The sequence below is a fragment of the Campylobacter sp. RKI_CA19_01116 genome (assembly GCF_025771405.1).
GTDB lineage: Bacteria > Campylobacterota > Campylobacteria > Campylobacterales > Campylobacteraceae > Campylobacter_D.
Genome location: NZ_JAKMQF010000005.1, coordinates 94,160 through 106,901, shown reverse-complemented (window position 1 = coordinate 106,901; position 12,742 = coordinate 94,160). Strand labels below are relative to the sequence as shown.

Annotated in this window: 14 protein-coding genes; 9 read left to right on the top strand and 5 right to left on the bottom strand. The window is 29.5% G+C overall.

The genetic code is table 11. The features are described from left to right. The first annotated feature begins 36 nt into the window (after positions 1-36). Genes dnaN through L8U41_RS05360 form a run of 6 tightly spaced genes read left to right on the top strand, consistent with a single transcriptional unit; the run spans position 37 to position 5,749 of the window. Positions 37-1,104, top strand: a complete 1,068-nt coding sequence (dnaN, locus tag L8U41_RS05385) for a DNA polymerase III subunit beta (protein ID WP_263728006.1) — start codon at positions 37-39, stop codon at positions 1,102-1,104. Between the two features lie 9 nt (positions 1,105-1,113). Continuing rightward, positions 1,114-3,432, top strand: a complete 2,319-nt coding sequence (gene gyrB / locus L8U41_RS05380) for a DNA topoisomerase (ATP-hydrolyzing) subunit B (RefSeq protein WP_263675400.1) — start codon at positions 1,114-1,116, stop codon at positions 3,430-3,432. 8 nt (positions 3,433-3,440) lie between these two features. Next, on the top strand, positions 3,441-4,433 hold the full coding sequence (locus tag L8U41_RS05375) for an adenosine deaminase (protein ID WP_263728005.1): 993 nt from the start codon (positions 3,441-3,443) through the stop codon (positions 4,431-4,433). Between the two features lie 16 nt (positions 4,434-4,449). Continuing rightward, complete coding sequence (gene queF / locus L8U41_RS05370; protein ID WP_039617048.1) at positions 4,450-4,836, top strand: preQ(1) synthase; 387 nt, start codon at positions 4,450-4,452, stop codon at positions 4,834-4,836. Positions 4,837-4,888: 52 nt separating this feature from the next. Continuing rightward, a complete protein-coding gene (locus L8U41_RS05365) occupies positions 4,889-5,530 on the top strand; it encodes a porin family protein (protein ID WP_263728004.1) in 642 nt (213 codons plus the stop codon). 9 nt (positions 5,531-5,539) lie between these two features. Beyond that, entirely contained in the window at positions 5,540-5,749 is a 210-nt protein-coding gene (locus tag L8U41_RS05360; RefSeq protein ID WP_039617052.1) for an alkylphosphonate utilization protein, read from the top strand. 13 nt (positions 5,750-5,762) lie between these two features. Here L8U41_RS05360 and thyX read toward each other — a convergent pair whose 3' ends face one another. Next, the gene (gene thyX / locus L8U41_RS05355) at positions 5,763-6,395 is read right to left on the bottom strand and encodes an FAD-dependent thymidylate synthase (protein ID WP_039617054.1); all 633 of its coding nucleotides are present in this window, start codon (positions 6,393-6,395) and stop codon (positions 5,763-5,765) included. A gap of 100 nt (positions 6,396-6,495) precedes the next feature. Here thyX and L8U41_RS05350 point away from each other — a divergent pair, with 100 nt between their 5' ends. From L8U41_RS05350 to L8U41_RS05340, 3 genes are all read left to right on the top strand, one after another. Further along, entirely contained in the window at positions 6,496-8,133 is a 1,638-nt protein-coding gene (locus L8U41_RS05350; RefSeq protein ID WP_087699096.1) for a CTP synthase, read from the top strand. Further along, positions 8,123-9,694, top strand: coding sequence for a single-stranded-DNA-specific exonuclease RecJ (gene recJ, locus L8U41_RS05345; protein ID WP_263728003.1), 1,572 nt, complete (start codon positions 8,123-8,125; stop codon positions 9,692-9,694). The genes L8U41_RS05350 and recJ overlap by 11 nt, the downstream gene beginning before the upstream one ends. A gap of 68 nt (positions 9,695-9,762) precedes the next feature. Continuing rightward, the gene (locus L8U41_RS05340; protein ID WP_263728002.1) at positions 9,763-10,341 is read left to right on the top strand and encodes a lytic transglycosylase domain-containing protein; all 579 of its coding nucleotides are present in this window, start codon (positions 9,763-9,765) and stop codon (positions 10,339-10,341) included. A 9-nt stretch (positions 10,342-10,350) separates the two neighbouring features. Here L8U41_RS05340 and prfA read toward each other — a convergent pair whose 3' ends face one another. The 4 genes from prfA to L8U41_RS05320 form a co-directional block, all read right to left on the bottom strand. Beyond that, positions 10,351-11,418 (bottom strand): peptide chain release factor 1, encoded by a 1,068-nt coding sequence (gene prfA, locus L8U41_RS05335; protein WP_263728001.1) that lies wholly within the window; start codon positions 11,416-11,418, stop codon positions 10,351-10,353. Positions 11,419-11,424: 6 nt separating this feature from the next. Beyond that, positions 11,425-11,688: a 30S ribosomal protein S20 gene (rpsT, locus tag L8U41_RS05330; RefSeq protein WP_039617063.1), complete on the bottom strand. Its 264-nt coding sequence runs from the start codon at positions 11,686-11,688 to the stop codon at positions 11,425-11,427. An 83-nt stretch (positions 11,689-11,771) separates the two neighbouring features. Continuing rightward, on the bottom strand, positions 11,772-11,912 hold the full coding sequence (locus tag L8U41_RS05325) for a hypothetical protein (protein WP_187153653.1): 141 nt from the start codon (positions 11,910-11,912) through the stop codon (positions 11,772-11,774). Between the two features lie 63 nt (positions 11,913-11,975). Continuing rightward, complete coding sequence (locus L8U41_RS05320) at positions 11,976-12,737, bottom strand: pseudouridine synthase (protein WP_263679295.1); 762 nt, start codon at positions 12,735-12,737, stop codon at positions 11,976-11,978. Positions 12,738-12,742 lie beyond the last annotated feature (5 nt).

The window sequence follows — 12,742 nt, the reverse complement described above, 5'->3', positions numbered from 1 at the left end:
ATGATAAAATAAATTTAAAAAATAAAGGAAGTAAAAATGAAAATTAGCATTAACAAAAACACTTTAGAATCTGCCATAGTTTTAACTAATTCTTATGTAGATAAAAAAGACTCAAGCAATATCGCTTCTCACTTACTTTTTGAAGTAGTTGAAGATAAATTAATCATAAGAGCAAGTGATTATGAAATAGGTATTAATTATAAAATCAAAAAAATCAAAGTTGAAAGTGCAGGTTTTGCAACTGCTAATGCTAAAAGTATTTTAGATATTATTAAAAGTTTAAATAATGAAGATGTAGTCTTAGAAACTATAGAAAATTTCCTTTTTATTAGACAAAAAGGAACTAAATATAAACTTCCTATGTTTAATTATGAAGATTTCCCAAATTTCCCAAGTACTGAAGGAAAAGATAAATTTGATATTGATTCAAGTGATTTAAGTAGATCTTTGAAAAAAATCCTACCTGCGGTTGATACAAATAATCCAAAGTATTCTTTAAATGGTGCTTTACTTGATATAAAAACTACTCACATTAGTTTCGTAGGAACAGATACAAAACGCTTAGCAGTTTTCACACTTAATAAAACAAATGAAAAAGAATTTAACCTTTGCATTCCTAAAAAAGCTATTTTAGAAATGCAAAAAATCTTTTTTGAAAAAATTGAAATTTATTATGATGAAAATATATTAATTGCAAAAAATGATAATTTTGAGTTTTTTACAAAACTTATCAATGATAAATTCCCTGATTATGAAAGAGTAATTCCAAAAAATATCACAAAAGAATTTATTTTTAAAACTGAAGAATTTATGGATGCATTGAAAAAAATCAATGTAATTACTGAAAAAATGAAATTAAATTTCCATAAAGATAAACTTGTATTTGAAGGTATCAGTTTAGATAATATGGAAGCAAAAACTGAACTTGAAATGGAACTTAATATAGATGAAGAATTTAATCTTTGCATTAAAAATAAATTCATCACTGACTTTTTAAATTCTATTGAAAGTGAAACATTCAAACTTAGCATAAATGAACCTCATATGGCATTCTTAGTTTCAAGTGAAGAATTAAAAACTGTAATTATGCCAGTTATTTTATAAGGAAAATAAATGCAAGAAAATCAAAATTACGGCGCAGGAAATATTAAAGTTTTAAAAGGCTTAGAAGCTGTTAGAAAACGCCCTGGTATGTATATAGGTGATACCAATATAGGCGGTCTTCATCATATGATTTATGAAGTAGTAGATAATTCTATCGATGAAGCTATGGCAGGTTTTTGTGATACGATTAATGTAGAAATTACCACAGAAGGTTCTTGTATAGTAAGTGATAATGGTAGAGGGATCCCTGTGGGAATTCACCCTACTGAAAATATCCCTACTTTAACTGTAGTTTTAACCGTACTTCATGCAGGTGGAAAATTTGATAAAGATACTTATAAAGTTTCAGGTGGTTTACACGGGGTTGGTGTGAGCGTTGTAAATGCTTTATCAAAAAAATTAGTTGCTACAGTACATAGAGATGGAGAAATTTACAGACAAGAATTTTCAGAAGGTAAAGTTACAAGTAATTTTGAAACCATAGGTAAAAGTAAAAAAACAGGAACAATCATAGAATTTTGGCCAGATGATCAAATTTTTGAAGTGACTGATTTTGATTATGAAATTTTAGCTAAAAGATTTCGTGAACTTGCATATTTAAATCCAAAAATTACTATAAATTTTAAAGATAATCGTATAGGAAAAGCAGAAAGCTTTCATTTTGAAGGTGGTATAAGTCAGTTTGTTACAGATTTAAATAAAAAACAAGCTTTAACTAAGGCTATATTTTTCAATGTAGATGAAGAAGATGTAAATGTTGAAGTAGCATTGCTTTATAATGATAGTTACAGTGAAAATTTACTTTCTTTTGTAAATAATATCAAAACTCCAGATGGTGGAACGCACGAAGCAGGTTTTAGAATGGGCTTAACTCGTGTTATAAGTAATTACATTGAAGCAAATGCTAGTGCTAGAGAGAAAGACTCTAAAATCACAGGTGATGATGTAAGAGAAGGTTTGATAGCGGTTGTAAGTGTTAAAGTACCTGAACCGCAATTTGAAGGACAAACTAAAGGAAAATTAGGTTCAAGCTATGTTAGACCTATAGTTTCTAAGGCTTCTTTTGAGTATTTGACAAAATACTTTGAAGAAAATCCTATCGAAGCAAAAGCTATCATGAATAAAGCTTTAATGGCAGCTCGTGGTAGAGAAGCAGCTAAAAAAGCTAGAGAGCTAACAAGAAAAAAAGAAAGTTCAAGTGTAGGGACTTTGCCAGGAAAATTAGCTGATTGTCAAAGTAAAGATCCAAGTGAAAGCGAAATTTATTTAGTTGAGGGTGATAGTGCAGGAGGTTCTGCAAAACAAGGTAGAGAAAGAACTTTCCAAGCGATTTTACCTTTAAGAGGTAAAATACTCAATGTTGAAAAAGCAAGACTTGATAAAATTTTAAAAAGTGAACAAATTCAAAATATGATCACAGCTTTTGGTTGTGGGATCGGCGATGAGTTTGATATAGAAAAATTAAGATATCATAAAATCATTATCATGACTGATGCTGATGTGGATGGTTCTCACATACAAACTTTGCTTTTGACATTTTTCTTCCGCTTTATGAATGATCTTGTAACAAATGGACATATTTATTTAGCTCAACCACCTTTATACCGCTATAAAAAAGGCCAGAAAAAAGAAATTTATCTAAAAGATGAAAAAGCTTTAAATGATTATTTGATTGAAACAGGTATAGAGAGTTCTACTTATGAGGGTATAGGATTAAATGATTTAAAAGATTTTCTAAAAATCGTTGCAGCTTATAGAAGTGTTTTAAAAGAATTAGAAAAAAGATTTAATGTGATTTCAGTGATTAGATATTTGATAGAAAATCCTGATTTGATAAAAGCTTCTAATGAAGAATTATTTAAAGTCATAAAAGAATTTTTGGAAAAACAAAATCATAATATCTTAAATTCATATATCAATGAAAATGAAATTCGTGTTTATGTGCAAACTGAAAATGGTTTAGAAGAGCTTATCATCAATGATGATTTATTTGCTAATCCTTTATATGAAGAGGCAAATTATATTTATCAAAAAATCAAAGATAGAGATTTAAAATTTGATAAAGATATTTTAGAAATTTTAGATGAAGTTGAAAAAAATGCTAAAAAAGGTGCTTATATACAACGCTATAAAGGTCTTGGTGAGATGAATCCTGAACAACTTTGGGAAACAACTATGGATCCAAGTAATCGTCGTTTGTTAAAGATCACCATAGAAGATGCTCAAAGAGCAAATGATACTTTCAACCTTTTCATGGGTGATGATGTAGAACCACGCCGTGAGTACATACAAGCTCATGCTAAAGATGTTAAGCATTTAGATGTTTAATTTTTAAAATGAAAACTTTTTTACAAAATATCCCAAAAGTAGAATTACACTTACACATTGAAGGCTCATTAGAGCCTAAAATGATGTTTGAATTAGCTAAAAGAAATAATATTGTTTTAAAATATAAAAGCGAAGATGAGATAAAAAAAGCTTATGATTTTTCAAATTTACAAGATTTTTTAGATATATATTATCAAGGTGCAAATGTCTTACAAACCAAGCAAGATTTTTATGATTTAACCTTTGCTTATATGAAAAAGTGTAAAGAACAAAATGTAGTTCATACTGAAATTTTCTTTGATCCTCAAACTCATACTACTAGAAATATAGCTTTAAAAGATGTTATAGAAGGAATTTGGCAAGCTTTACAAAAAGCAAAAGAAGAATTTGGAATTTCAAGTTTTTTAATCGCTTGTATTTTAAGGCATTTAAGTGAGGATGAGGGTTTAAAAACTTTAGATGAGCTTTGTTTATATAAAGATAAGATCAAAGCCATAGGACTTGATAGTTCTGAAATCAATAATCCTCCTTTTAAATTTAAAAATTTATTTCAAAAAGCCAAAGAAGAAGGCTTTTTATTAGTTATGCATGCGGGTGAAGAAGGAAGTAGTGAGTATATCAAACAAGCTTTAGATCTTGGTGTAAGTAGAATAGATCATGGTGTAAGATGTGAAGAAGATTTAGAGCTTGTAAAACAATTAGCAAAAAGTCAAATTCCACTAACAATGTGTCCTTTATCAAATATAAAATTAAAAGTTTTTCAAAATATGCAAGAACATAATATTTTAAAACTTTTAAGACAAAATCTTTGTGTTTGTGTAAATTCAGATGATCCTGCGTATTTTGGTGGATATATCTTAGAAAATTTTATAGCCTTAGATGAAACTTTTAAGCTTAGTAAAGATGAGGTTAAAAAACTTTGTATTAATGCTATTAATGCTTCTTTTTTACAAAAAACAGAGAAAGAAAAAATTAAAAATTTAATAAAAGAACAAAATTAATTTATAAGGATAAAAAATGAGATATGGCGAAAAAGAAATTAAAGAATTTAGTGTAGAAAATATGGAAGTTTGGCCAAATGATGCTAAAAATGATTATGTAATTAAAATCACTTTGCCTGAATTTATGTGTTGTTGTCCACGTAGTGGATATCCTGATTTTGCTACGATTTACTTAGAATATATTCCAAATAAATTAGTAGTAGAACTTAAAGCAATCAAACTTTATATTAATACCTTTATGTATAGAAATGTTTCACATGAAGCAAGTATTAATGAAATTTACAATACTTTAAAAGAAAAACTTGATCCAAAATGGATAAAAGTAGTAGGTGATTTTAACCCTCGTGGTAATGTGCATACTGTGATTGAATGCAGATCTGATTTAGTAGTACCACAAAATTAAATTTTTATTAAAATTAAAAAGATATATTTAATCTTGTTTTAAGGAGCAAAATATGAGATTAAAATTATTTAGTCTAGTTGCAAGTGTTGCTTTGGTTTCAAATTTAGCTTTAGCAGATGAAAATTCAGGTTTACTTTTAGGTATTGATGCAGGATGGTTTCATACTAAGGTAAAATCTGATCTTGAACATACTAAAAATAACAAAAAATTTAATGGTGATTTAGAAGGTGATATTCCTGTTTTTGGTTTAAGAGTTGGTTATCGTTTTAGTGAAAATCATAGATTTTATGGTGCTTATAATTATTCAAGTGAATTTAGTGATGTAATCAATACTACAAGATTAAAAATTGATGGAGAATTTACCACACATAAGTTTTTACTTGGTTATGATTTTACTCCAAAAATTTTTGAAAAAACAAGAGCAGTTTTAGGTGTATATGGTGGTTATGCAAGAACAGATATGACTTTAAAAACAAGCTTTTTATCTTTATCTCAAGATTTTGATGGTTATACGTATGGAGCAAAAATCGGTGCTTTATATGAGTTAAATCAAGCAAACGAAATTGAGTTTGGTTTTAAAGCTGAACAAAGTCATTATAATACAAGAAATTTTAGTACTGCTAATTCATCAAACTTTTACGATCCTAAACAAACAAATTATGGTTTATATCTAGGATATACTTATAAATTTTAAGGAGAATATATGCCAAAAGATGCAAATGGAACTGAGCTTAATGCAGGTGATAGTGTAAGTGTTGTGAAAGATTTGAAAGTAAAAGGTGCAAGCACTACTTTAAAGCGTGGCACGACTATAAAAAATATTAAACTTACAAACAAAGACACCGAAATTGAAGCTAAAGTAGATAAATTTGGTGTGATTGTTTTAAAAACTGAATTTCTTAAAAAAATATAGTAAAAATTCCCAATCAATCTTGGGAATTTTCTTCTTGATAAACACAATGTTTAAAAATAAATTGATGTTCCTCAGGCAAATTTTCAAATAAAGCATTTGCGAGTTGTCTTATCTCCCAAAGGGCTGATTTTGAGCTTCTTAGAGTGATAAAATTTTGCAAACTTCTTGCATTAATCGTTAAAGTTAATTCTGTTTTATAGCTTTCTGGTAAGCAGTATTTTGCTATATCTAAGCTAATGCTATTTTGCAAAATCAAACGCAAATTTTCTAAAGCTTTAATACTTGCATTATCCACTACTTCATTTCCAGTTAATACCAAGTATCTTTTAGCATTTTCAAAGTCATTTTCTTTAAATTCACTTTCATTTCTTAGTTCTTTTAAAGTATATCTTGTGCTTTTTACACTAGGACTAGTGTGGCGGTGTCTTGCAACTTCTTGTAAGCATGCTCTTGAAATACCTTGTATATAAAAAGTATAGTTTAAATGCTCTAAGGTTGAAGCATGTTTGAATTTATTTCCCACACGATCTATTAATTCTTTATCTTTTTCGCCACCACAATCGCCTTTGTCAAAACTTTGCCAACATGTTCTTGTCGCATGAGAGCATACAGAAAGTGGAGTATGGTTTAATAATGTGATTTTCATCGAAAAATTCCTTCAAAAATAATTGAATTTTACACAAATGTTTATAAAAATAAAATTTTTTATTCGTTATAATTTCAAAAAAAGAAATTAAGGTTATTTTATGAAATTAAAACAAACTAAGTATATTTTTGTAACCGGTGGTGTTTTAAGCTCATTAGGAAAAGGTATAGCAGCAGCTTCTATAGCTACGATTTTGAAAAATTCAGGTTTAAAAGTAAGTATTTTAAAAGCAGATCCTTATATCAACGTAGATCCTGGTACGATGAGTCCTTTAGAGCATGGAGAGGTGTTTGTTACAGATGATGGAGCTGAGACAGATTTAGATTTAGGACATTATGAGAGATTTTTAAATGAGAGCTTATCTCAGGATAATAACTTCACAACAGGTAGAGTTTATCAAAGTGTTATAGAAAAAGAAAGAAGAGGAGATTACTTAGGAAAAACTATACAAGTAATCCCTCATATAGTTGATGAGATAAAAGATCGCATTAAAAAAGCTGGAGTTGATAAAGATATTTTAATCGTTGAAATAGGTGGTACAGTAGGAGATATAGAAGGTTTACCATTTTTAGAAGCCATTAGAGCTTTAAAGCTTGAAGTAGGTAAATATAATGCTATTAATATTCACTTAACTTTAGTGCCATTTATCAAAGCAGCAGGAGAACTTAAAACAAAACCAACTCAACATAGTGTGGGAGAATTACGCCGTATAGGTATAAGCCCTGATATGATCATTTGTAGAAGTGAAAAATCTTTAGATAGAGAGTTAAAAGACAAAATTGCAATTTCATGTGGAGTTGAAAAAAACTGCGTTATAGAAAGTGTGGATGCAGCTAGTATTTATCAAATTCCACTAAATTTCTTAAAACAAGATATTTTAAACTCTATTGCAAGTTTATTAGATCTTCAAAATTTAAAGCCAAATATGAATGAATGGGATTCTTTAGTAAAAAGAGTCATCGCTCCAAGTAATGAACTTAGCATTGCTTTTGTAGGAAAATATGTAGATTTAAAAGAAAGCTATAAAAGTTTAACAGAAGCCATTATCCATGCAGGTGCAGCACTTGATGCGAGAGTAAATTTAAAATGGATCGATAGTGAAAAATTAGAAAATGCAAATATCGAAGAAAGTTTTAAAGATGTAAGTGGGATTTTAGTAGCAGGTGGTTTTGGTTACCGCGGGGTAGAAGGAAAAATCAAAGCCATACAATATGCAAGAGAAAATAAAATTCCATTTTTAGGAATTTGTTTGGGTATGCAACTTTCTTTAGTGGAATTTGCACGTAATGTTTTAAAACTTGAAGATGCAAATTCTCATGAGTTTAATCCAAATTGTAAAAATCCTATCATCTTTTTGATTGATGAATTTATTGACGCAAGTGGGGAAAAGCAAATTAGAACAAGTAAAACTCCACTTGGTGGAACTATGCGTCTTGGGGCTTATGAGTGTCATATCAAGCCAAATACACTTTTAAGTAAGGTTTATGATAATCAAAAAAGCGTAAAAGAACGCCACCGCCACCGTTATGAAGCCAATCCAAAATACAAAGAAATGTTTGAGAAAAATGGGCTTATTATAAGTGGGGAAAATGAAGGTTTAGTTGAGGCTGTGGAACTTAAAGATCATCCATTTTTCTTAGCAGTGCAGTTTCACCCTGAATTTACTTCACGCTTAGTTAGGGTTAATCCGGCTATTTTTTCTTTTATCAAGGCATCTTTAACAAATCATGCTAAATAAAGCCAAAATAAAAGAAATTTTACACCAGCGTTTTATCAATGATACACATGTAAAGCTTTGTGATTTACCTATGCCATCTTGTTTAAAAGATGTCTATAAGGGTGCTTTACGTATTAAAGAAGCGATTGAAAAAAATCAAAAGCTTGCTATTGTTGGAGATTATGATGTAGATGGGGTGATTTCTTGTGTGATTTTATCTGAATTTTTTGATGATATCGGATATGACTATGTGGTAAAAATTCCAAATCGTTTTAAAGATGGATATGGTCTAAATGAAGAAATCATCAATGAACTTAATGGGGTAGATTTAATCATCACTGTAGATAATGGTATAGCAGCTTTTGATGCAGCAGAGCTTTGTTTGCAAAAAGGAATTGATTTAATCATTACTGATCATCATATGCCTCCAGCTACTTTACCAAAAGCTTATGCGATCATTAATCCTAAACAACAAGATTGTGATTTTCCTGATATTGAAATTTGTGGGGCTCAAGTGGCTTGGTATTTAGTCGCTGCTATAAAAGAAGTATGTAAGATTAATTATAATATGTGTAAATTTATAGAGCTTTTATCTATCGCAATTATCGCAGATATGATGGAGCTTAGAGATTTAAATAGAGCCTTAGTCAGAAAAGGTATAGAGTGTATTAATGATTCAAAACGAGTGGCATTTAAAGCGATTAAGCAGTATTTTGGTAAGGATAAATTTGAACTTGACAATATCAGCTTTTTAATCGCACCTTTGATTAATAGTGCAGGTAGAATGGATGATGCGATTATTTCTTATAAATTTTTACATTCTAAAAATATTGATGAGGTTATGGGTTATTTAGAACAAATCATTACTTATAATAATAGCCGTAAAGATGAAGAACGTGAGCTTTTTAAGCAGTGTTTAGAACAAGTTGATGAAAATGATCCTGTGATTATTGTCAATGGCCAAAATTGGCATGAGGGTGTTTTGGGTATAGTTGCAAGTCGTTTAGCAAAGCATTTTAACAAGCCTGCCTTTGTTTTTTCAGAATGTGAGCAAAAGGCTAAAGCTAGCGTTAGAAGCGTGGGTAGGATAGATATTTTAAATGTTATAGAACAAGCTAAAGAATTTGTTTTAAGCTATGGCGGGCATAAAGGTGCAGCTGGAGTTTTAGTAGAGCTTGAAAAATTTGGTGTTTTTAAAAGTAGGCTTTATGAAATTTGTCAAAATATCCCTAAAGATGACTTTTATAATGCTGATGAGGTTTTAGGTAGTATTGATCCAAATGAAGTTGATTTTGAACTTTTAGAGATATTAGAATTTTTTGAGCCTTTTGGGCATAAAAATCCAAGGCCATATTTTAAATTTGACAAGCTTTTTGTAAAAAATAAAAGAAAGCTAGGTAAAGATGAAAATCATATGAAGCTTATTTTAACTCAAGGAAATAAAACTCTAGAAGCTTTATTTTTTAATTTTGACTATGAGCCAGAACTTGGAGAAAGCATTGATCTTATAGCTAGTGTTTCTAAAAATAATTTTAGAGGATTAATCACCCCACAACTTACTATAAAAGAAATTCTTAGATAATTCATTAACTTAGCTACATAGTTTTTATTTATAAATTTGCTATAGTATAAGTAATATAAAGGAGTAAAATGTTAAAAAAAATTTTATTATTAGTAGTATTTTTTAATTTTACTTTTGCTTTTGATACCAAAATTTTTATAGGCGATACTTATATACCTGAAGATTTTTATAAGTACGATAAAGACTTTAAAACTGCAGCTAGAAAGTACAATATACCGACGGCTTTACTCAAAGCCATAGCTTTAACAGAAAATGCAGCTTATAAGCATAATATCACTAGTAAAAATAAAAATCAAACAAGAGATTATGGCTTAATGCAAATTAATAGCATTCATTTAAAACGCTATGGGATTAGTGAGAGTGAGATTGTAAAAGCTAGTGTAAATATTGACATAGCCGCAAGATTACTTCATGAGATTATACAAAAACATGGCTTTAGTTGGAATGCCATTGGAAGGTATCATTCAGCAAATGATAAATATAAAAATATTTGGCTTGATAAAGTGATGAAAAATTTAGTTGCTATAGTTTTAAAAGATAGTAAAGATCTTTTTATAATGGAAAAATTCAGAGCTTTTAAACTTGCTTCTCTTTTGATAAATGTGGATAAAAAACAATATAGAATTTTATTAGCAAGTAATAATTAAAACAAGAAATTATAAATTTTCTTGTTTTAAAGCTTCTGCTTGGTAATAAGCGATTAATGGCTCGATGATCTCATCAAAAAGACCACCTTCTAAAATCGCATCAAGTCTATATAAAGTAAGATTTATTCTATGATCGCTAATTCTATTTTGAGGGAAATTATAAGTGCGTATGCGCTCACTTCTATCGCCACTTCCAACTTGTGATTTTCTTGCCTCGCTTTCTTTTGCTAAGCGTTCTTGTTCTTGCATTTCAAAAAGTCTTGCTTTTAAGACTTTCATAGCACTTTCTTTGTTTTTATGCTGGCTTTTACCATCTTGATTTACCACAACTATACCTGTTGGAATATGAGTAATTCTTACAGCACTATCTGTGGTATTAACGCTTTGTCCTCCATGGCCACTACTACGCATTACATCGATTTTTAAATCATTTGGATTGATTTGAATTTCAACATCATCAACTTCTGGCATAATAGCCACTGTAATAGCTGAAGTATGAACTCTACCTTGAGATTCTGTTTCAGGTACTCTTTGAACTCTGTGCGTTCCACCTTCGTATTTTAATCTTGAATAAGCTCCATTTCCTTTGATGAGAATGATAATTTCTTTAAATCCCCCTACACTACCCTCACTAGAACTTACGATTTCGTATTTGTAATCACGATTTTCAGCATAGCGTATGTAGGCTTTTACTAAGTCCCCAACAAATAAAGAAGCTTCATCTCCTCCTGTTCCAGCACGAATTTCTAAAAATATATTTTTATCATCGTTTGGATCTTTAGGCAATAAAAGAATTTTTAATTCTTCTTCAAGTTGTGGCTTTAAGACTTCGAGATTTTTAAGCTCTTCTTTTGCAAGCTCCCCTAGTTCCGCATCAGATAAAAGAATTTTATTTTCTTCGATTTCATCTAAAGTTTTAAGGTATTCTTTTGCTTTTTCTACTATGGGTTCTAAATTCTTTTGCTCTTTAGATAGAGCTGTCATTTTAGAAATATCATTAGAGATATTAACATCGCTAAGAAGAGTATTTAGCTCATCAAAGCGTGTTAAAAAAGGTTTGAGTTTATCAGCTAACATTAAAAATTATGCTAATTTATTTACCAATAATGCTAATCTACTCACACGGCGTGATGCAGTTTGTTTTTTCAAAAATCCACGGCTTACCATAGCGTGAATACTTTTATTAGCTACTTTTAGTGCATTTTGTGCAGCTTCTTTGTCATTGTTTGCTGCTGCTTCGCGAACCGCTTTTGTAATGTTTTTTAATCTTGTTCTATAAAATCTATTTCTTTCAGTTCTTTTGATAGTTTGTCTTGCTCTTTTTTCAGCAGATTTATGGTTTGCCATAATTTTCCTTTTTTATATAAATTAAATTGCTAATTATACAAGATTAAAATTAAAATTTAATTAATTTAAGTAATTTTAAAGTATCAATTAATCATATTCATGGCTTTTACTATGCAAGATTTTTGATCTTGACATTGATTTTCTAATTTTTCCGCAAGAGTTTCTTCATGTGTGACTGCAATAAAAACCATAATTGCACTAAAAAGAGTAGTTAGAATTTTCATTAATTTTTCCTTTTTTAAATATTTTGAAAAATTATAAAAATTCTTTGTGGAAATAATGTGAATTTAATATTTTATATTATTTGTCTTTAAAAAATCGCGTAGTTTTTCGTACTCACCATTTTCCAAATAACGATATTTTCCTGCTTTTAACATACCAAGATCTAATGCTCCAAAAGCTACTCTTTTAAGATCCATCACTTCTAAATCAAAATGCCCAAAAAAGCGTCTTAGTTCTCTATTTTTACCTTCATTAATGATTACTTTTAGCTTTGTATAGCCACCACTTGAGCCAAAAATTTCAAAGCCTAAAAATGGAGCAAAACTCATTGAGGTTATTTTAGTTTTAGCATGAGCTCCTTTTTTTTCATTTTGAATTTCTAAGCCATTTTGCATTGCTTCGATAACATTTTTATCTATATTACCTTTTACTTTTAGGTAATATTCTCTTTCTAAATCACTATGCATAAGCGCATCTGCTATCACAGGTGAATCAGTTAACAAAAGCAATCCCTCGCTTGCAAAGTCAAGCCTTCCCACACTAAGCCAAGTGCTAAATTGTTTTGGCAGGGTATGATAGATGGTTTTTCTACCTCTATCATCTTTTTTACTAACTATTTCACCTTTTTGTTTGTGATAAATAATGACTGAAAATTGTGTTTTTTTATGGAGTTTTTTACCATTGATAAAAACTTTATCTTCAGCATTTACACTATCACTTAGTAAGGCTGTTTTTTTATTGATTTTTACTAAGCCTTGCTTGATTAGCTCATCAGCCTCACGGCGAGAATATTTGCTATTGTGTGAGATGAATTTATTAATTCTCATAATTT

What these genes read in the sequence shown, in the direction of transcription:
- L8U41_RS05360 (WP_039617052.1), top strand. Translation starts at nt 5,540, where the DNA reads ATGCCAAAAGATGCAAATGGAACTGAGCTTAATGCAGGTGATAGTGTA.
- L8U41_RS05350 (WP_087699096.1), top strand. Translation starts at nt 6,496, where the DNA reads ATGAAATTAAAACAAACTAAGTATATTTTTGTAACCGGTGGTGTTTTA.
- prfA (WP_263728001.1), bottom strand. Translation starts at nt 11,418, where the DNA reads ATGTTAGCTGATAAACTCAAACCTTTTTTAACACGCTTTGATGAGCTA.
- L8U41_RS05340 (WP_263728002.1), top strand. Translation starts at nt 9,763, where the DNA reads ATGTTAAAAAAAATTTTATTATTAGTAGTATTTTTTAATTTTACTTTT.
- gyrB (WP_263675400.1), top strand. Translation starts at nt 1,114, where the DNA reads ATGCAAGAAAATCAAAATTACGGCGCAGGAAATATTAAAGTTTTAAAA.
- thyX (WP_039617054.1), bottom strand. Translation starts at nt 6,395, where the DNA reads ATGAAAATCACATTATTAAACCATACTCCACTTTCTGTATGCTCTCAT.
- queF (WP_039617048.1), top strand. Translation starts at nt 4,450, where the DNA reads ATGAGATATGGCGAAAAAGAAATTAAAGAATTTAGTGTAGAAAATATG.
- dnaN (WP_263728006.1), top strand. Translation starts at nt 37, where the DNA reads ATGAAAATTAGCATTAACAAAAACACTTTAGAATCTGCCATAGTTTTA.
- L8U41_RS05365 (WP_263728004.1), top strand. Translation starts at nt 4,889, where the DNA reads ATGAGATTAAAATTATTTAGTCTAGTTGCAAGTGTTGCTTTGGTTTCA.
- rpsT (WP_039617063.1), bottom strand. Translation starts at nt 11,688, where the DNA reads ATGGCAAACCATAAATCTGCTGAAAAAAGAGCAAGACAAACTATCAAA.
- L8U41_RS05320 (WP_263679295.1), bottom strand. Translation starts at nt 12,737, where the DNA reads ATGAGAATTAATAAATTCATCTCACACAATAGCAAATATTCTCGCCGT.
- L8U41_RS05325 (WP_187153653.1), bottom strand. Translation starts at nt 11,912, where the DNA reads ATGAAAATTCTAACTACTCTTTTTAGTGCAATTATGGTTTTTATTGCA.
- L8U41_RS05375 (WP_263728005.1), top strand. Translation starts at nt 3,441, where the DNA reads ATGAAAACTTTTTTACAAAATATCCCAAAAGTAGAATTACACTTACAC.
- recJ (WP_263728003.1), top strand. Translation starts at nt 8,123, where the DNA reads ATGCTAAATAAAGCCAAAATAAAAGAAATTTTACACCAGCGTTTTATC.